This window comes from Paenibacillus sp. JJ1683, assembly GCF_053006485.1.
The window spans coordinates 4,435,158-4,454,191 of sequence record NZ_CM129820.1 but is presented as its reverse complement, the minus strand read 5'-3'; the positions used below and the strand labels follow the sequence as shown (position 1 = coordinate 4,454,191).

Below are 19,034 nucleotides of genomic sequence, written 5' to 3'. Positions count from 1 at the left end.
AAAAACGTAGTACGCACTAATTTGATAGGTACTACCCGAAAGGATAGTGTGAATATGAGTATGGCTGAATTTAAAGGTAAAGTTAAAAACATTCAAGATACACCTTTTGGTTATACAGTGTCAGTTATTGGTGGTAAATGGAAAATGGTTATTATTTACCTTCTGGCCGAAAACCAAGTGGTTCGCTTTAATGATCTGAAAAGACAAATCGGAGCTATTACTTATAAAACATTGAGTTCACAGCTAAAAGAATTGGAAGCGGATGGTCTGGTGAATCGGAAAGAGTACCCCCAAGTTCCACCTAAAGTTGAGTACAGTCTTACAGAAAAAGCGGAAACACTATTGCCTGTTTTGGAAGGGTTATGTGAATGGGGAACCAAAAATCAATATAATTAAGTTTCGTTTTTTAATTGCTTTCGAATGCTATACGAATATTAGAAAAGACGATTGACATATATTTATAGTTAATCAGGTATTCTACAAGCTCAAGTGTACTGGGGATAGGAAGCTTAAAAATCAGTATCTTTTGGGGGGGATATTTTTGACTATGGCAATTATTTTATTTGTAGCGAATATTCTACTTATTCTTGTTTCAATCGTTGGTATTGTTCTGTTCATGGGGATATTGTACAGGGGGTACATTTTGCTAGGATTACTTATTGCTGAGAAAAAGAACACAAGAAATCAAGCTGTAAAAGATTAATTTTATGACAACACAGAGCCTCATTTCTACTTTATTAGTGGAAATGAGGCTCTTGCGTAAACAATAAAAGTGACATAATGGGGTGAAGGAAGGGACATAGCATTTTATAGCTTTTGGGACATCCCCGGATGTTTGATGCTTAGCACTACCTTTTTCTTTAGTTCCTCTGCAGCAGCTCGAATCTGTTTTGCCTGCGTCACAGCCGAAATCACCGCTACACCATCGGCACCCGCACTTACCACTTCCTCCACACGGTCTATCGTAATGCCACCGATCCCGACGATGGGCAGATCAATTCCCGCTTTGCGCATCTCATGCAAAATGGCTGGACCCTGCACCGCATGAGCATCATCCTTTGAGATGGTGGGATAGATGGGGCCGACGCCGAGGTAGTCCGCACCTTGCAGAATGGCTCGACGAGCTTCCTCAATCGTATGGGCGGAGACGCCAAGGATTCGGTTTCCGATCCGCGTACGCACAGAATCAGCCGATTCATCGTCCTGACCGATGTGAACACCGTCGGCGTTGAGCTCAAGAGCCAGCTCCACATCGTCATTGACGATAAAGGGGATACCAGCGTGGTGGCACAGATCTTGTAGCTGACGCGCAAGTTCAAACATAGGAACCCCTGTTAACGCGCTACGGCCCTTTTCCCGGAACTGGATCATGGTTGTGCCGCCAGCAAGAGCCTCCTGCACGACCCGATTTGGTTCCGCGAGGCAGTTCACGCTTCCAACAACCAGATACATCTGTAAATGCCGCCGCATGATCTCAGGTAATATTCGACCGCTCATTGGAGTATCTCCTGACGACGGCGATAGGCCCAATGATTGGTTGGACCGTGTCCCTGGCCCAAATACAATGTATCCTCAATCGCCGCCTGAATGAAGGCTCTTCCATTCAAAATAGCTTCCGGTACAGACACGCCTTTCCCTAATTCAGCGGTAATCGCTGCTGAGAACGTACATCCTGTTCCGTGTGTGTGGACAGTTCGCACCCGCTTGCCGCCCAGCTCTGTGAAGGCTGTTCCGTCAAAGAGCAGGTCAATGACCTGACCGCTGTTTTCGCTCTCCTCATCGTGGCCGCCCTTGATCACAACGAATTTGGGACCCCGGCTGCTAATATGTCTCGCAGCTTCACGGCGCCCTTCCATCGTACGAATGCTTATCCCGGTTAAGGCCTCCGCTTCCGGGATATTTGGTGTGACGACCAGGGCCAAGGGGAGCAGGTCGTCGTTCAATGCCTGCACCGCTTCTGGTTGCAGCAGCTTTGCGCCCCCTTTGGCAATCATTACAGGATCGACGACAACCTTTTCCCAGCCGAACTTTCGGATCTGCTCGGCTACTAGGCGGATGATGCCTGCATCAAATAGCATGCCAGTCTTTAGGGCGTCGACTCCAAGATCTGATCCTACAGCTTCGATCTGTTGCGCTGTTGCTTCCTGTGGCAGCGGATATACACCGTGAACTCCCAAAGTATTTTGTACCGTTATAGCCGTAATAGCTGACATGCCGTATACGCCAAGCTCCTGAAAGGTTTTGAGATCGGCTTGAATTCCAGCCCCGCCGCCACTGTCTGAACCGGCAATCGTCAGCGCTCTCGGTACATGCACGTCTCTCATCGCGCACCACCTGTTGTAGTTGTTCCAGCTTCACGGATCGTGACATGCCCCTCTAGCGAACCAGTATGTAGTTTGGCAAGCTCGTCGAGAAAGGCAATCTGGAAGCTGCCCGGCCCCAGCTTTGCGGTATGCGCTGCGGCTCGAGAAGCTGCTGCACTGTAAAATGCCAAACCTGCTGTGCCTGCGAGCAGCAGGTTGGGTTCAACTGCTGCAAAGGCACCCAACACAGAGGTCAGCAGGCAGCCTGTTCCGGTTACCTTCGTAAGCAGCGCGTCTCCGCCACTAATCAATCGTACTTCAACCCCATCGGTGATGACGTCCTCTTTTCCAGTGATGACAACCATGGTATGGAGCGTTTGCGCAGCCCGAACTGCCAGATCGACATTACTGCTGTCAGCGCTGTCGCCTGCATCTACCCCTTTAATTTCTCGGGCTTCTCCGATCAGATGAGCGACTTCGGCTGCATTGCCTCGTACTAGTGAGATGTTAACCTCGTTTAGGATTCGCAGTGCTGACTCGGTTCTAAAACTAGTTGCTCCCGCACCGACTGGATCTAACAGAACTGGAATACCGTGAGCATTCGCCGATTGTCCAGCAAGGATCATGGCATCCACCAGCTCACGGTTTAGCGTACCGATATTTAACACGACGGCGCCCGCTATTTTGGCCATATCTGCTACTTCCTCCGGTGCATAAGCCATCACCGGGGAAGCCCCTAGTGCATATAGGCCGTTGGCTGTAAAGTTGGTGACCACCACATTGGTTATATTATGAACGAGGGGGTTGCTGTTTTGTACCTTTGTCAGGAGCGCCGAATAACTTTGTTCCCATATATTCATCATGTTTATCCTCTCTCATCTATACTGATTATTCCAAGACCGTAGCGTGCATTTGGACGGGCCATTGCTCCTGCTTATAAGCCATATCCCAGAACATATATTCCAGCTGGCAGCTTAGCATAAAATGCTCAATCATCCGCCCTCGCTCGGCAGCCGTGGCGACTTTCGCCCAAGCATCCACACGCTCTCGATATTTGAAGGTTACATCTTCAATCTGGTTGCCATAGAAGCAAATCCACTCATAGAACGGATGAGACTCGTCCGGTCTTACCTCGTCCATTAGCCTGCGTCCAATTTCAAGATATGTCCACGGACATGGTAGCAGCACGGCCATGATTTCCCCAAGAGTACCCTCATGTGCGACGGTCAGCATATGGCGGATATAATGATGAGCGGACGGAGCGAGTGGATATCCCTGCATCTCTTCATAGGTGACACCTGCGATAGCACAAAAATTTTGATGCGGATGAACCTCGCTGTTGAGAATAAAAGAGATCTGTTCGTTAAATACAGCCATATCCTCCCGGCTCGTGCTTTTGGAGATCGCGATGCCGTAAATCCGCATGTAGGCGTTCAAATATTCAAAGTCTTGTTTTACATAGTGAATCAGCTGTTCCCTTGTTAAATTTCCTTCAGCAATACCTCTCACAAAGGGATGCTCATAAATGGCTTGAAAAATGCCATCCGCCTGCTGACGGAGCTCTTGCGAAAAACTCATTTCCCCACCTCCAACAAAAATGGAGAACAAGAAGTCCCGTAAGATACAATTCTCGGAACAATGCCAAAAAGCCGCCCCGAAAACTGGAGCGGCTTCAACATAGGTTCAATGCGCAAAAACGCCTGAAACCCTATATAGAAGGCTCCACTTTCCTACGCTAGTACGAACTAGATCAGGTTCAAAGGGTCCAAGATTCATTCTTGTCTCAGCCATAATGGCTCCCCTAGTGGACTTTCCTATTCTTTTGACTAATACTGTACATTCGTTCCTATGTTATGTCAAATTGCTTATGCCTAGTGAAGGATTAGTGAGGGTGTTGGATTACACTTTCCACGGCTTTGACCCTCACATATTCCGGTTTCCACATTGCATCCCGAATGGCTTGCTCAATATTTGGAAGGTGTGCCTGAGCTACCTGATCCTGAATTGCGGCCTTTGCTACCGCAACCGCAACCGCAAACGAAACATCACGTAATTTTCGAATATGGGGCAGCAGTGCGCCGCCAAGTTCATTCGAATCTACGGCGTTGGCAACGGCATCAGCTGCTGCGGTAAACATGGAAGGGGTGATTCGTTTGGCCATGACCACAATTGCGCCTAGACCCAGTCCCGGGAAAACAAAGGCATTGTTCGCCTGTCCAATTTCAAATTTCGTACCGTTATAGCTGACGGGCTCAAAGGGACTTCCCGTAGCAATCAATGCTTTGCCATCAGTCCATCGTATCAAATCCTCGGGTACCGCTTCAGCCAGATTGGTAGGATTGGACATGGGCATAATGATCGGGCGTTCCACATGCTTTGCCATTTCCTTGATAATCTCTTCAGAAAAGGCACCCGCTACACCGGAAGTCCCAATTAAGATTGTAGGTTTTACCTGACGGATGACCTCCAGCAACGGTATTTTGCCGTCTTCCGATCGGGCCCATGAGCTGATTTCTTCCTTTTTACGCACATATGGTTTCTGATAATCGAGTACATCTTCCATATCGTCCGTTAATAATCCGCGATAATCAAAGGCCCAAAACGACCTGAATGAATCTTCTTCAGGAAGCCCGTCCTCGATCATAGCTCCTCGTATTTGGTCGGCGTTGCCGATTCCTGCTGCCCCCGGACCAAAGACAAGTATTTTTTGTTCACGTAGCGGAGTTTTGGTGACACCTACCGCCGAAACAATCGCAGCTAATGTGACTGCTCCTGTGCCTTGGATGTCATCATTGAAGGTGAGAATGTTTTGACCGTACTTCCCTATTATGTGGCGTGCGTTCACGCTGCCCACATCCTCCCAATGCAAAAGCGCCTTCGGGAATTGTGTTAACGTTTTACTAATAAAGGTATCAATAAATTGATGATAGGCTTCTCCGCGAACTCGTTTATGGCGGTTTCCGATGTATAGCGGATCATTCAGCAGCTTCTCGTTATTCGTGCCGACATCCAGTACAATGGGCAGCACCCGCCCGGGATGAATACCTGCCGCAGCTGTATATACAGCAAGTTTGCCAATAGCAATGTTAATTCCCCCGACACCCCAGTCACCAATTCCCAAAATACTTTCTGAATCCGTGACCACGATCAGGTCAACATCCTCACTACGTAAGCCGGAATTATAGAACGCCTGTCCGATACCGTTCGGATTATCTATCGATAAATATACGCCCCCGGGACGGTTGTACTCATGGCTGTATTCTTGAATGGCGGTTCCTACAGTCGGTGTGTAGACTACGGGCAGCATTTCACTCAAATGGTCGGTTAGCAGCCGATAGTAAAGCACGACATTCCGGTTATGAAGGTCGTTAAGTGAAGCATTTTTACGCAGCATGGTGGGTTGTGCCAGGAATTGCTGATATGCCCGAACGCTCTGTTTTTCCAATGAAAGGACAGTGGGAGGAAGAATTCCTTCCAAGCCCAGTTCTTTGCGTTCTTCTTCTGTAAATGCCACCCCTTTGTTCAAAAGAGGGTTTGCTAGGACGTCCTTTCCTCGTAAGGGAGTAGATAATGACCCATCACGATTGACATGAAATGCTTCCATAAAAATACCTTCTTTCCCTATATTTTGATAATTATTCATGATGAAAATGACATGTTGTCCATAGTATGGACGTACAAATTGGTTTTATTCGCCTATCAATCTATGACAAAATGACCATATGTGTATCTTTTTATTAATCCTATAGAACTAATTTTGTTTTCGGATTCAACTTGTAATTCGTATAGTAATAGTCCTAATGAATCGGGTCTAAATGCTCTGTTTTTATCAAATATGAAAATTAGTTTTTCTTCTCTTGAATGCTTATATATCAAGGGATGTGAGCTATTATGTTAAGAAAATATGAAGTATTTGGACATTAATTTAATCTTACTAAGCAAACATTTTTAATTCTTTTTCAACAAAATAGAATTATTCGGAGGAAAAGGAGAGGTTTGTGTGCAGGGACCTATAGCCATTTTTAGCGATAACAACAGGGCTATTGATTATCCCAATGTGATTTGTTTTTACCAATATATACAGTGCGAGGACACGGAGGAAGCTTCAGTCTACGAGGGCGCAAGTTGCTGCCTGATAGATTATAGGGAGCCGGGGCAAGCCGTGCGGAAAGCTAATCAGATCCGTAGCCAATTTCCGCAAATGCCATTGCTATTGGTGACGGATGTAACCTTTCCGTTCAGTGATCAGCATATGGTGCAGATTATCGGAGTAGGCCGATTGCGTCTGCTATTTTGGCAAGCCAATGATACCGAAGAAATACTTTCTGAAATACAAAGCTTGCTCTATCCCGAGTATTCGACTAAAAGCCAACATGTTGCATTCATCTTGTCTGTGTATAACGAAGAGAAACGTTTTGTTCATGTCAAAACCTTTGCTGAGCGACTGCAAGCCTTTATCCGCAGCCATATTATAGAGGGTTCGATTTATCTCATTGATGATGGTAGCCACGATGGCACGAATGCCTTGATTAAAGCGCTGGAGGCAGCAACGGACTTGTCCGTAAACCGGATTAACCAGAACTTGAGTCCACTGCTTCAAACAAGGGAATTGGGACGCAATACGCGCAAGGCAGGGACGTATCTGGAAGGAATGCGGACCATCGGTGCGGATTACTACGTATTTGTGGACGCGGACGATTCTTTTTTTATTGAGGATATTGCCAGAATGATCAATGTTGTTCAACAGGGCTACTATGATGTTGTGATTGGAACCAAAGATATGACCGCCGAGAATCGTTCTCTATTGCGATCTATCGTCAGCTTTGGCAAACGGGTCGTCTCTCGCCCCTTTTTACCAACCGGTGTAGTAGATTCCCAGACGGGTCTTAAAGTGATGAGCTCGGTTGCCGTGAAGCGGATGTTTCCACATTTGAAGGAACAACTCGGACTAGCGCTGGATCTGGAGATGATGTTCATTGCCAAGCGACTTCAGCTCCGTGTGCTGCAACTACCCGTCAAATGTATTGACCGAGATGGCTCGCACATTCATGTCTGGAAGGATTCCATTCGTTTTTTGCGCTCTATCATTGAGATTTGGCGACTGGATCGGCGGGTGAGATAACCACGTGAACAACCGATTGCGTTCGTTGATGTTCCCCCTCTTTAATGTGCTGCTTAACGGATTCAATTTTTTCTTCCACATTGCAGCGAGCTGGTATCTTACCGGACAAGCCTATGGTCAGGCGAACGCGCTGTTGGCCCTTTTTGCACTGTTGTCCGTATTGGGCTTATCCATCCAGCTGTTAACTGCCAAGCTGGTGTCCAAGGCTGACCAGAAGCTTCCGCTACGCAGTTTACCGCTCGGTTCTCTATTACTAAAAGCACCTCTAGTGCTAACTTTGCTTGCCATGATCATTTTACTTTCCTTTCATCCGTGGCTGCGTTCGCTATTGGGCGTTGAGTCCGGCCCGCTGTTCATGCTGTATGCCTTGATCGGATTGCATATTCTGGTGAGTTCGTGCCGTGGAGATTTACAGGGGAGGGAACGCATGCTGGCGCTCAATGTGAACTATTACATTGAGGTATTAGGGAAGCTATGCCTGTTTTTTGTCCTGGCTGCCCTGGGGTTAAGGCTGGAAGCCTTACTATTAGCGAGCTGTGGGGGAATGCTGCTGTCGTTGCTTCACGGCTGGATCGTTTCGGCCCGAGGCTTGTCCCTATTGACATATAGAGGAGAACATATCCCTGCTGGGTTATGGAAGTCACTAGGTCAGGATTTCACCGACAGCCTTATGACGAATTTATTCATTCTGTTTTGTATATCCATCGACATGTTGTATGTACAGCATTATTTTCCTGAGCAGGCCAGCAGCTATGCCATTGCGCTGAAGTACAGCCAGTTGGTCTATTACGTTTCGTACAGCTTGATTGCTGCCTTTATTCCAAAGATCGGTGCGCAGGGGCATGACCGCCAGGCTTTGGGCAAGTTAATTGTAATCTATGCTGGATTAATGGCTGTAGCCGCGCTGTGTGTATATGTGGGCACAACTTATATATTCCCACCCTCTATTCCCATATTATTTGGAGCCTCTTACCAGGCGGCTGAGGCCTATATTCCATGGGGAGGCTGGGTGTATTGGCTTTTTTCCATCGTGCTATTTTTTGTGCATGTGCACGTATTAGTGGGCAGACGCACCTTTATGTTCAGCCTGATGGCGGGAGCCGCAGCTTTATTAGTAGCCTTTCATATGGCTCACACAGACCCGATCGATTTTTTGTTGTCAGAGTTCATTGTGTACGGAGCTATGTCTCTCTACTTTGTGATAGATGCCTATATGTATTTGTTCAAAATAAAGATAAGGGGAGGAATCACCCCATGAATACCATACTAGAGCAGGACGATAAGACCGTAGTTCTATTGCTTTCCTGGCGTGACATTCGTTCTCCGAAAAGCGGGGGAGCAGAAATTTTCACCCATGAAATGCTGAAACGCTCACAGCAAGGTCGGTTTCAGTTCATTCATTTCTCACCTCAATTTGAGGGGACGCCTGAGCATGAAGTCATTGACGGTGTTACGTATATTCGAAAAGGAAACATATACAGTGTTATTTATTATGCGATGCGCTATTACCGTCGTCATCGGCAGCAGATTGACTATGTAATTAATCAAGCGAATACGCATCAGTTCTTTACCCGATTTTGGGTGGAGGCATCCAAGCGAATTTTTTTCATACATCAGCTAACAAGGGAAATATGGTATGAAAATGCCAGGTTCCCGCTAAATATGATTGGATTTCATATGGAGCCCCTCATGCTTAAGCTGGCACGGAAGGATCGGACGCTCACCGTATCCCCGTCTACCCGGTATGATCTGCTTAAGCTGGGCTTTCATCCAGATCGCGTTCATCTTTTACCGGAAGGCATTGAGTTTGATCATTGGCCGCGTGAACAATTTTTGACGAAGGAGTCTAACCCAACCTTCATGTATGCCGGACGCTTTGTTAAATATAAGGGCATTGATTTGGTCGTTGAAGCCTTTGGGCGGCTCAAGGAAAAGTTCCCCCAGGCTATGTTATGGATTGCCGGAAAAACCGATAAAACCTATGTGACAGAACAATTATTGCCGATTATAGAACGGTATGGATTGACATACGGAGAACCGGATGAACAGGGACAATCACAAGCCGATATTACCTTTTATGGATTTGTTTCAGCAGAGTATAAGCTGGAGCTGATGAGCCGTGCCCATGCGCTCGTATTCCCTTCCCTGCGTGAAGGCTGGGGATTGACGATTACCGAAGCGGCAGCGGTTGGAACTCCCAGCATTGTGAGCAATTCTCCCGGTCTGGTGGATGCGACGGATTTCGGAAAAAGCGGATATTTATGCTTTCACGGCGATATTCGAGGATTGTCTGAACAAATGGAAAGAGCGGCAGAGGGTGGCGAAGATTACATGGCCATCCGTGAGCGAGCGTACCAATATGCGCTAAGATTTCATTTTGATCATACAGCTGCCGCATTTGAGCAGTTGATGGAGAATTGGACAGAGGAGGCGGAACAGAGTGGACAAAGTGGTCATTCTCTTCTCCACGTACAACAATGAACGTACAATAGAGCCTTGTTTGCGAAGCTGTATGGGGCAAAATTACAGGGATCTGCATATTGTAATTGCCGATGATGGCTCCAGTGATCGGACGGTTGAGACGATTCGTATGCTGTCCGCAGGGAGCTCAGTACCCGTTACCGTATTGGAGCTTCCTCATGGAGAGCGGGGAGTTGCTAGAGTCAAAGCGGTTGAGGAAGCGAAGCGCTTGGGTGCCGAATACATATTTGTATTGGATTCCGATATGATTTTAGCCGAACATCTAATTCAGCAAAGCATCGACTTTTTTGACGATCATCAAGATATTGGCGCCTTGGTTATTCCAGAGGAGGCATATTCGGAAGCAAATAATTTTTTCTCCAAAGTAAAGGTTTTCGAGCGGAATGTAATTAACAACGCAGGAGAGACCTTGGGAAAACGCTCCATTGAAGCTGCACGCTTCTGGCGAACGAGCGCTTACGAATCAACAGGCGGATTTAATGCGGAGCAAATTGCTTTTGAAGAAATACAGCCAACCTTACGCTATATAGAGTCTGGCGGAGTCATTCGCCGGGCGGTTTTTACACGGGTATATCATGATGAAAAACAGGTATATTTGCAGGATGTATTACGTAAAAAAGCCTACTACTTCTCGGTGATGGATCGTACGATGTCATCTGAGGAGGGCGGATTGCGAAAGGCACTGGAACGTTGGTACTTCTTCCGTCCGGTGTTGTATACATGGGGGAATGTGAAAAACTACATCCGCCATCCGCTGCTAACGGGGGGGATGTTGTGGATGTACACCTGCCTGACTGTGATTGGGGTAGCCGCCGTGTTAAAGGGCGGCACCCGTCACTCAGGCGATCTCGCTAAGGCGGATAAGGCGTAACGATGAATGACCGAGGGTCAGCGTATCCAGCGAGTACAGGTCGGGATCGGAAGATTCCGGCTCCTCATACGGTATATATAATGAATGCGGAGTTAACTGAATACCTTCGCCAGCAGGATGACGCAGTGAGCAGCCGACAGGATACAGCTCAGCAAGTGCAATATGTACGGCGGTTACGATATCTTGTTCATTCAGCAGGACATACGGTCGGTACGGAGCATTCAAAATGCTGTTTATAAATATCGACAAGTCAGTTGCCACGTTCTGGTCTGCATACAGGCTGTTTCGATTGAGCCTAGCCTGATCAAGCGCCTCATACAGTATCTTTTTAAGCGTATCATCATCCAGCTCCAGCGGTTTCGTCAAAAAACGGAACACGCCGACTTGATTAATGGCCGATAAAATGGACTGCGTATGCAGGTGACCAGACAAAATGATGCGTACGATATGTGGATAATCTTTCTTAATCATACGAAGGAACGTAATTCCGTCCAAACCAGGCATAAGCAGATCGGAGACGACAACATCAATCGGGTACTTTTCCAGCACTTGCAGAGCTTCTTTAGGCGTGTGAGCGGTATGTAAGGTGAATGTTTCTTGCATCAATGTCCGTTCAAGCAGGGACAGCACCATAGGACTGTCGTCAACAAATAGAATGTTTTGGGGTGTCATAAGAACTGCGCAACTCCAATCAGGAAGTAAGAAATGAGGAACTACATGTATAATATCAGCGTTTTGGCATTTTTAAAAGATGTCAGTACAGAACGGGCGTTGCGTCTTTTTTGTGAACGATTTGATTCGGTTGAACACGCGCTCTGGGAAAAAGGAATGCGTCTTCTTCACCAGTATCATGCTGCGCGACATACAGGGGTGACTCTGGCCGTCTCCAGTGCACTTCAGCATATGGACGATCGTCATGATATTTACGTTGTTGATCTGCGAGCATACAGCGAGGAAGATTTGGATCGTCTATATATAGCCAAAACATGCGAGTTGATCCTGCTGACAGACGGGGCAACGGAAACCGCTGCGAGGTTTGCCGCACTCCAGCGCCGCACTCCCCGGTTGCTGTGCGCACGGCTACCGCTGGTCAGCTACGAGCTGGAATGCCTGATGCAAGCGATTTTGAGCCGTCTTGAACAAAATGGAGGGGCCAGGTCATGAAGCAATGGGCTTTGTTGAAACCAAGTTGGCAAAAGCTGATCCTGTACCTGATGGTTTTGTGTGTGACACTGTTCTTGGCCGCTGTGCTACAATGGTTCGTCATGCGGCAATTCAGCGGTCACTTGGCGGAAATTCAGAACGAGCAGCTCCAGGATGAGGTACAGGAACTGTCTGGCAGCATAACGGAGCATTATGCCGCATGGCAAGATGAGCTAAAAGAGCTGTCGTCCAGTCTGGGCAGAGAGATGCTGAATCAGGGAACACGTCAATATGCTGAGGGGTTTAAGCGTGAGAGCGGGTCTTTTTATGTGCTGGATGAACAGTATCATGTGATGGTCGGACGTGACAATCGTGATATGAGGAATGCGGTCCAGCAGATTAAATGGCTGCAAAATGGTTGTGCGGTCAGCTCTTTTGTGACTGAGGATCATCAGCCTGCCCAGTACATAGCGTGCAGGATTCAAGGGGCGCAGACGGGCGGTTTTATGGTGCGTACAGTTGACGCTGAAATGCTTAGTGGAATTGTTAAAAGTAAGCCGGTGAATCAGCATGAGACTTTATTTTATAACGGTCAATTCAAGATCGTAGCTTCCCGAAGTACTTCGGATATCAACCGGACGGACATCACGAGTGTAACCCGTAGGCTGCTGGAGGGCAATACGGGTATCGTTGAAGATCGTGGAGAGAAATACGGAATAGGATTCAGCCGCATTGGGGAAGAGGCCCTTTACATATCGGTTAAGGATATCAGTCAGGATACTGCCCAGCGAATTAGCTCCTTTCGCAAACAGTTGTGGATGGTGATGGCTCTAATACTCATTATTTTGTGGGCCATGCTCATACAGTTCCGCAAACGGATTGTGAAAGATGCCATCGTGAACAATCAAGTGCGTGACCAGCGGCGGGATGAAGATATGCGACAGCAGCAGGACACGTATTATTTGCCGTTAATGCAGACGATTGAGCAACAGCTGCAAGAGCTACAAGAACAGACTAGCCGTCTCACAGGCGGCGATGATTTAAAGCTGTTGGGATTTTATCAAGATCTAGCCAACCGCTTTGAAGTGTCTTCCAGTCAGGGAAAAGGAGCATCTCATGAGGAACTGGAGTATTTCCGCGAGCTGAATGAAAATTTCATTCAGGGTCGTCTCAGACAGGAATCCTCACTAGGAGAATTACTGACAGGCGTCCGTAGTTTGCGTGATGAGCTGGAAGAGAAAATGCATGATAATAGCGGAATTAGCTTCACCGATATGAATGAGGTATTGTCCGAATCGCTGAAATGGGCGAACCGTTCGCTGAATATGAAGCACATTCAAGTGATCTTGCGGCAAGAGCCAGTTCCATCCATTGCAGCACAAGCACCCATGCTGTACAAAACGATACAGGGGCTGCTGGAAAATGCAGTGCAGGCCATGAACCAAGATGGAGAGCAGCTGGAGGATCAGGAACGGGGCCGAACGGGTCTGCGGTCCAAGCGGCAATCTCATATGCTTAAGGTTAGCTCACGGCTGGAAGAAGCTGAAATTATGATTATCATTGAAGACACAGGCGGCGGGATTGATGACAAGATGCGTTGGAGCTATTTCCAGCCGGACTATTCCCAAAACGCACAGGAGCATACGTTCAGCCTGTATCACATGGATGCATATCTGAAGACTATAGGTGGTCGCTTAAAGCTGCGTAACACCGATCAGGGATTGCAGGCCATCGTTCATTTGAGAAGATAGATAGGCCCAAGATAACCAACAGATACAAGAGGTTCAAGAGAGGGGGACAAGCATGAAAAAGTGGATATTTCGCTACCGCTACGATATGGCGGCAATCCTATTGATGCTGGCTGCGATTGTCGCATATCTTGCCCCCATCTATGGATTAGGACAAATCGTATTCAGTGACATTGCCTTTGGAGCCACCTCTCATCGGTATCTGGAGGAAATAACCGGAGTATGGAACGAACGATGGTCTACCTCGACCTTGTTCAATGCTCCACGTATCCTGTACATCTTGCCCTTCTATGGACTTTCACTATTATTTGACGAAAGCGGCCCGGTCTTGCTCAAGTCGTTTATCACAGGCTTGTTATTTGTCTCGGCATTTTCGATGTATGCCTTTGCCAAGCGACTGGTCAGCGTGTATTATTCACCAAGTTTTACGAAAACCCGTATTTTTGCCATCATGGTTGGTTCGTTGTTTTACGCACTGAATCCGTGGGTTATTTTTCGCATCCAGCATATTTATTTGCTCTGTGGGTATAGTTTGTTTCCGTTAATGCTGCGATTCTTTTTCAGTGCGGTGGACCCCAAGTTTCAAATTCAACAAATTAAAAACTATCATCCCCATAAGTTGTATCAGCGGAACTGGATTGACCTGTTCCTGCTGGCTGCAGTATTCACTGTTAGTGCTGCGGCCATTCATTATTTTTTCTTCGGGATGATTTATTTGGGATTGTTCACCATGTTGCTCCTGCTCAAACTGACCTGGACTCATCGTAAAGCCGGGCGCGCCTATTTACAGCCCTTATACAGTAATTTTTTGCGTAAAGGCATGATTTTTGGTGTGTTTTTCGGACTGCTTAGTTTTTACTGGTTGTCCCTGTATGTAGGTAGCATGTTGATGGACGCTCAAGCGTCTCAGCATAATATCAACGTCGTGGATACGTTGTCTCTGTTCAGCCGTAATAGCAGTTTATATAATGTGGGTTATTTACTGAGCTATTGGTGGCCAATGTTTTCCTTTTCCTCACTGCCTGCGATGTTTTATATAGGTGGGGGATTCTTATTGCTATTGATCGGATACGCGATGGTGACACGTTCACATAAAAATCCGATCATTCTGATCTTCTCGCTCCTTACGCTGTTATTTATGGTTGCAGCGACTGGAACGACATTTCCGTCCATTGCCAAGTGGTTTGTTATTTTGGTTACGAAAACCCCTGTGATTGGTTCGGTTTTCCGTGATCCTAACAAATTTATTGGACTGCTTTCCCTTAATTTTGGTGTGTTGCTGACCTTTGGCGTCATTCAATGTATGGAATGGTTTGGATCATCGCCGCTACAGCGTGTGTATAAAAAGCTGGCGGTTGTTATCGTCGTTTTGTGTCTGGGTGTATATTTTGCTCCCTTGCGTACCCAGTTCATTGAGGGGTACTACAAGCCGGTACAAGTGCCGAAGGCTTATAGCCAAATGGCTGAAAAGCTGACTGACCCAGATCGTTTTGACAGCAAGGCACTGTATTTTCCGATTGCTGATAATATGATTCAAAGCTATAACGGAGTAGCGACGCCCAAATGGAATAAAGGCAAGACGGCCACCGAGAAGGCAACCGGGGATTTTCAAGTATACTCTTCTCCTAAAAATACGATCTTTCATCATGAAGGCAATGATCCCGGTATCACATACTATATGAATTTTCTGCAGTATGTTATGGACAACGGATTAAGCTCGCGATTAGGCTGGTTGTTCTCTACTTTTGGGGTCAACCAGTTGGTTTACCATGACGAATATGAGGGACAGGAGAAACGGCAGGATTTCCACCTGTCTCAGCTGGAAGGTCAGATCGGGTTGAAACGTACGTATAAGAACGATTTATTTTCCATATTCAATCTTGATCAGACACCGCCCTATATGAATATTCTTGCAAGTAAAATTGTGACACCTTACGGATTTAGCCGACTGGAGAGCTACAGTCATCTGCCTGGTTTTGATTTCAGCCGTTTTGGCGTGCTGTTCAGCGCGTTGAAGCCTGAGTTAAACACCATTCAGACGGTCAACAAGGGGGATTATGTGGAGGCAGCCTCCTTTAATGACTTGCTGTTGTCCCAGCTCCCGGCAGAGGATTACTTGCGGCCTTTTGATGCCATTGAGGATGGTAATGCATTTTTGAAATGGTCAAAAACTTTTGCATCAACCAACGATTGGTTGTGGTATTTATCCTCCCAAAATATACGGAACTTCCCGTTTGATATGGAGATGGATGCAGGGATTGCGGTCACCTTCGCCAGTAAGAAGCTGGATGTGGCACCCTATCAGATGAGTAGTATTGAAGGCAAAACGGTGCTTGATTTTGACTCTATGCTGAGAACGGAAACCTTTTTCAAGCCTGATAATCCACAGTTGTTCAGTGTGCAGGCTAACCCCCGAGAGGAATCGAACGACGTGCCGACTCTGCATGGTGAGATTATGAAGGGAGATCCGAGTAATATATGGCAGGTTGCTAGATCGGGATTGCTAGAAGCCAAGGAAAATAACCCATATCAGTTCCACATCACCGTTTCTGGTCGTGGGACGAACAAAATGCATGTAAAAATGAGGTTTTATGATAAGCAAATGCGTGAGCTGGGGGTTAGCTATGTTGTGGCGCCTTCAGAGGGATATAATTTTGACAGTGTAAAATTTTACGGGGAATACGTCTCGCCGCCTGGCAGCTATTGGATGCGAATGGATTTGTTAACCCTCCAGCGTCCGCAGCAAAAAAATTACTGGTGGATTCACGATATTCAGCTGCGTGATTTGGGGAAATACAGCAAGCCCAACACGTTTACGATGCATAAAAAGATGGACCAGCCTCAAACCTCGCATGTATATGCAAGAGTGTTCATGAATAAGGCAGGCGGGAAAATACAAGTCACACTGCCCGATGGAGTGGCTAACATCAAGACCCGTGATGAGGGATTAAACCAATTTCAATGGGTTGATTTGGGAGAACATGTTTTTCCAAAGGGAGATAACCCAATCACGGTTAATAACCTGCAAGGCTTTAATGCGGTCAATCAATTTGCGATTGTTCCTGTGGATCAACTGGATCGGTTATCTTTTCCGGTGGAGCAGGCATTGAAGCGGGGCAAGCTCTTTTTCACCTTGGAGGCAGAGAACGATTTTAATGCTCAAGGGAATGTGCAGACGGAACGTGCTTTACCTAGACTTAGTATGGGTCGGGGAATCAGTTACCAAAAAGGGACGTTAAGCAGAGAAGTGGAAGTCGCCAAAACGGGAACCTATGCCACAGCTATTTTGGCTAATTTACCTGCCGGATATGAAGGATCGTTAACCATGAAATGGAAGGATGAAGAGACTGGAGAGGTACTGACCAGAACGATTCGTACGGAGGACTCTTATAAGCGATTACCCGCTACCTCTTTATCCGAAAAGAAGGTTATTGAAACGGTGCCCAATCAGGATGGTTTTGCCAAGAAAAGCATACAAATTCCCGGTCTGCTGAACGACTATGGCCGAGTCGAATTTAAAAATCTGTTCTTAACCAAGGGAAAATATCGCTTAACCCTTGTACTGGACAGTCAGGTGCCGTCATTGAGCCATTTTACAGATATTCATCGAATGGGCGGGCAGGAAGTGATCGTGATGCCTGGGCAGGACACGAAGGAATCATTGAGCACGGATGTTGGTTGTGTAGCAGATATTCGACCTGGCCAGACGGATCTATCCATCAAGGACACAGAACTGTCCATCCGTTACGCACCTAGCTATTCCTGTGATTGGAATATTTATGCGTCCAAAAAAATGAAGGCGGAACCGTTGCAAGAGTATGCCGTGCAGTTGGATGCACGGTCAGAACAAATTGGAAGTCGGCACATGAAGGTCATTTTCTTAAATAAAGCGTCCCAGGTTCTTCAAACCTCCTATATTGATGAGGTGGAGGAGAGAGATAAGGAGCAATGGAATCATTATGACCAGATTGTAAAGGCTCCGGCAGGAACCACCATGATGCAGTTTCAGATTTTAGCGCATGCGCACAAGAAGCAGACGGGCTTATTTCAAATGAAGCAATATTCCATCATCCCTTATCAAGCGATGATTACAGTGGATCAATTTACGCTGTTTGAGGGAACGGATATGGATACCTTTTTTATGGCACCACACGCTGCGGAAAGCATTCAGGCTACTCGTGAAAATTCCATGGAACGTAGTTTTACGCTATATAATCCAATGCATCAGCAGGTGCTGATCCGGGAGACGGAATCACCCAATCCACTATGGGAGTTCAGGCTGGGTAACGAAAATCAGCGAGCGCGTCTGTCTGTGAATGGAGTAACTACCGGATTCATAACGAATGGCAGCGGAAACGGTAAGGTTGTCGTTATTCTGGCTTCAGCCTACCGTTTTGGCTGGGTATTGTTTGTCATAGGGATCCTGGGCGGAGCAGCTTGTTTTCTTCCATATCGGCGATGGAATAAGCGGAAAATTCCATAAGAAGCAAGCTGCCCGGAGGGAAACAGGCGCCACAATATGGCTACATCTCGTATTTGTAGCCTCTGCCCCAAACGGTACGGATATGCTGAGGGTTTTTAGGATCACGTTCAATTTTTTTGCGGAGGCTGGAGATATGTACGTCGATGGTACGGTCCAGATAAGCGCCATCTCCGCCTTTGACCCGATCCATCAGCTCGCTACGGGTAAAGACTTTCCCTGGATTGCTGGACATCTCTTTTATAATAGAAAATTCGATGTGAGTAACTTCGATTTCCTGGTCATCGACCAACAGGCTATGACGGTAATCATTCACCCAAACTCTTACCTTTTTAAGCTTTTGGGTTATCGTTCGTGATTCAGTGAGCATGTTGCTACCACTGCGGCGCAGCAAGGCTTTGATGCGGGCATTTAGCTCCCTCAGACTGAAAGGTTTGCATAAAAAGTCATCCGCTCCGTCATCCAGAGCCTTTATTCTTATATTCAGCAGGGTGTTATTAGAGATGACGAGCATAGGAACCGTGGTGAATTGACGGATGTGACTGATCAGCTCAGATTCGACTTTACCGGAAAACATTAGAGCGGTCACAATAATGTCCGGCTTAAAGTGCATTAATGTAGGAATTGCGAGTTTACAATCATAGATTAGTTCGGTATGATAGCCTTCCTCCTGAAGATGAAGAGCAATCATATCAGCCAAACTTTTTTGATCTTCAAGGATGAGTATTTTTATAGGCATGACTGACATCTCCTGTACGGACAAAGATACCATTAACATGGCATAACTATGTATGTTCTACGATGATACATACTTATGTATTCGGCAAAAGCACGAAAAGCAAACAGTCCAATAATGTAAGAAAATATGAATTTAGAGGAAGAAGGT

15 protein-coding genes and 1 riboswitch are annotated in these 19,034 nt (G+C 46.6%); of the genes, 8 read left to right on the top strand and 7 right to left on the bottom strand.

Annotated elements, in window-relative coordinates:
- Positions 1 to 54 precede the first annotated feature (54 nt).
- Positions 55 to 396, top strand: a complete 342-nt coding sequence (locus ACUC6J_RS19035) for a winged helix-turn-helix transcriptional regulator (protein WP_019688443.1) — start codon at positions 55 to 57, stop codon at positions 394 to 396.
- Between the two features lie 411 nt (positions 397 to 807).
- Here ACUC6J_RS19035 and thiE read toward each other — a convergent pair whose 3' ends face one another.
- The 5 genes from thiE to ACUC6J_RS19010 all read right to left on the bottom strand — a co-directional run bounded on the left by thiE (position 808) and on the right by ACUC6J_RS19010 (position 5,907).
- Positions 808 to 1,497 (bottom strand): thiamine phosphate synthase, encoded by a 690-nt coding sequence (gene thiE / locus ACUC6J_RS19030; RefSeq protein ID WP_167438370.1) that lies wholly within the window; start codon positions 1,495 to 1,497, stop codon positions 808 to 810.
- Positions 1,494 to 2,324 carry a bifunctional hydroxymethylpyrimidine kinase/phosphomethylpyrimidine kinase gene (thiD, locus tag ACUC6J_RS19025; RefSeq protein ID WP_031462102.1) on the bottom strand — a complete coding sequence of 277 codons (831 nt, stop codon included), beginning with the start codon at positions 2,322 to 2,324 and terminating at the stop codon, positions 1,494 to 1,496. Before thiD ends, thiE begins: the two co-directional genes overlap by 4 nt.
- Positions 2,321 to 3,166 carry a hydroxyethylthiazole kinase gene (thiM, locus tag ACUC6J_RS19020; RefSeq protein ID WP_167438371.1) on the bottom strand — a complete coding sequence of 282 codons (846 nt, stop codon included), beginning with the start codon at positions 3,164 to 3,166 and terminating at the stop codon, positions 2,321 to 2,323. The genes thiD and thiM overlap by 4 nt, the downstream gene beginning before the upstream one ends.
- A 25-nt stretch (positions 3,167 to 3,191) precedes the next feature.
- A complete protein-coding gene (gene tenA, locus ACUC6J_RS19015) occupies positions 3,192 to 3,881 on the bottom strand; it encodes a thiaminase II (RefSeq protein ID WP_447249275.1) in 690 nt (229 codons plus the stop codon).
- A gap of 132 nt (positions 3,882 to 4,013) precedes the next feature.
- A riboswitch (TPP riboswitch) is annotated at positions 4,014 to 4,116 on the bottom strand.
- Between the two features lie 69 nt (positions 4,117 to 4,185).
- Entirely contained in the window at positions 4,186 to 5,907 is a 1,722-nt protein-coding gene (locus tag ACUC6J_RS19010; protein WP_447249274.1) for an NAD-dependent malic enzyme, read from the bottom strand.
- 396 nt (positions 5,908 to 6,303) lie between these two features.
- On the opposite strand from ACUC6J_RS19010, the gene ACUC6J_RS19005 reads away from it, so the two are divergent.
- From ACUC6J_RS19005 to ACUC6J_RS18990, 4 genes are read left to right on the top strand one after another with little or no spacing between them, the layout of a single operon-like run.
- Positions 6,304 to 7,425, top strand: coding sequence for a glycosyltransferase (locus tag ACUC6J_RS19005; protein ID WP_016818594.1), 1,122 nt, complete (start codon positions 6,304 to 6,306; stop codon positions 7,423 to 7,425).
- A gap of 4 nt (positions 7,426 to 7,429) precedes the next feature.
- Positions 7,430 to 8,683 carry a transporter gene (locus ACUC6J_RS19000; RefSeq protein WP_143069146.1) on the top strand — a complete coding sequence of 418 codons (1,254 nt, stop codon included), beginning with the start codon at positions 7,430 to 7,432 and terminating at the stop codon, positions 8,681 to 8,683.
- On the top strand, positions 8,680 to 9,906 hold the full coding sequence (locus ACUC6J_RS18995; protein WP_447249273.1) for a glycosyltransferase family 4 protein: 1,227 nt from the start codon (positions 8,680 to 8,682) through the stop codon (positions 9,904 to 9,906). The genes ACUC6J_RS19000 and ACUC6J_RS18995 overlap by 4 nt, the downstream gene beginning before the upstream one ends.
- On the top strand, positions 9,866 to 10,777 hold the full coding sequence (locus tag ACUC6J_RS18990; RefSeq protein ID WP_025365672.1) for a glycosyltransferase family 2 protein: 912 nt from the start codon (positions 9,866 to 9,868) through the stop codon (positions 10,775 to 10,777). The genes ACUC6J_RS18995 and ACUC6J_RS18990 overlap by 41 nt, the downstream gene beginning before the upstream one ends.
- Here the strand turns inward: ACUC6J_RS18990 and ACUC6J_RS18985 are convergent.
- Positions 10,745 to 11,449, bottom strand: coding sequence for a response regulator (locus ACUC6J_RS18985; RefSeq protein WP_016818598.1), 705 nt, complete (start codon positions 11,447 to 11,449; stop codon positions 10,745 to 10,747). The genes ACUC6J_RS18990 and ACUC6J_RS18985 overlap by 33 nt on opposite strands.
- A 45-nt stretch (positions 11,450 to 11,494) precedes the next feature.
- Between ACUC6J_RS18985 and ACUC6J_RS18980 the strand changes: the two genes are divergently transcribed.
- From ACUC6J_RS18980 to ACUC6J_RS18970, 3 genes are read left to right on the top strand one after another with little or no spacing between them, the layout of a single operon-like run.
- On the top strand, positions 11,495 to 11,941 hold the full coding sequence (locus ACUC6J_RS18980; protein ID WP_016818599.1) for a hypothetical protein: 447 nt from the start codon (positions 11,495 to 11,497) through the stop codon (positions 11,939 to 11,941).
- Positions 11,938 to 13,671 carry an ATP-binding protein gene (locus ACUC6J_RS18975; RefSeq protein ID WP_250247805.1) on the top strand — a complete coding sequence of 578 codons (1,734 nt, stop codon included), beginning with the start codon at positions 11,938 to 11,940 and terminating at the stop codon, positions 13,669 to 13,671. The genes ACUC6J_RS18980 and ACUC6J_RS18975 overlap by 4 nt, the downstream gene beginning before the upstream one ends.
- A 52-nt stretch (positions 13,672 to 13,723) precedes the next feature.
- Positions 13,724 to 18,151 (top strand): hypothetical protein, encoded by a 4,428-nt coding sequence (locus ACUC6J_RS18970; protein WP_447249272.1) that lies wholly within the window; start codon positions 13,724 to 13,726, stop codon positions 18,149 to 18,151.
- 40 nt (positions 18,152 to 18,191) lie between these two features.
- On the opposite strand, the gene ACUC6J_RS18965 is transcribed toward ACUC6J_RS18970, so the two are convergent.
- Positions 18,192 to 18,887: a response regulator transcription factor gene (locus tag ACUC6J_RS18965; protein WP_016818602.1), complete on the bottom strand. Its 696-nt coding sequence runs from the start codon at positions 18,885 to 18,887 to the stop codon at positions 18,192 to 18,194.
- Positions 18,888 to 19,034 lie beyond the last annotated feature (147 nt).

Bases quoted from the DNA above. Each gene is read 5' to 3' on its own strand.
- thiD (WP_031462102.1), bottom strand. From the start codon at position 2,324: ATGAGAGACGTGCATGTACCGAGAGCGCTGACGATTGCCGGTTCAGAC.
- ACUC6J_RS18995 (WP_447249273.1), top strand. From the start codon at position 8,680: ATGAATACCATACTAGAGCAGGACGATAAGACCGTAGTTCTATTGCTT.
- thiE (WP_167438370.1), bottom strand. From the start codon at position 1,497: ATGAGCGGTCGAATATTACCTGAGATCATGCGGCGGCATTTACAGATG.
- ACUC6J_RS18970 (WP_447249272.1), top strand. From the start codon at position 13,724: ATGAAAAAGTGGATATTTCGCTACCGCTACGATATGGCGGCAATCCTA.
- ACUC6J_RS19035 (WP_019688443.1), top strand. From the start codon at position 55: ATGAGTATGGCTGAATTTAAAGGTAAAGTTAAAAACATTCAAGATACA.
- ACUC6J_RS18980 (WP_016818599.1), top strand. From the start codon at position 11,495: ATGTATAATATCAGCGTTTTGGCATTTTTAAAAGATGTCAGTACAGAA.
- ACUC6J_RS18975 (WP_250247805.1), top strand. From the start codon at position 11,938: ATGAAGCAATGGGCTTTGTTGAAACCAAGTTGGCAAAAGCTGATCCTG.
- tenA (WP_447249275.1), bottom strand. From the start codon at position 3,881: ATGAGTTTTTCGCAAGAGCTCCGTCAGCAGGCGGATGGCATTTTTCAA.
- ACUC6J_RS18985 (WP_016818598.1), bottom strand. From the start codon at position 11,449: ATGACACCCCAAAACATTCTATTTGTTGACGACAGTCCTATGGTGCTG.
- ACUC6J_RS19010 (WP_447249274.1), bottom strand. From the start codon at position 5,907: ATGGAAGCATTTCATGTCAATCGTGATGGGTCATTATCTACTCCCTTA.
- ACUC6J_RS18965 (WP_016818602.1), bottom strand. From the start codon at position 18,887: ATGCCTATAAAAATACTCATCCTTGAAGATCAAAAAAGTTTGGCTGAT.
- thiM (WP_167438371.1), bottom strand. From the start codon at position 3,166: ATGATGAATATATGGGAACAAAGTTATTCGGCGCTCCTGACAAAGGTA.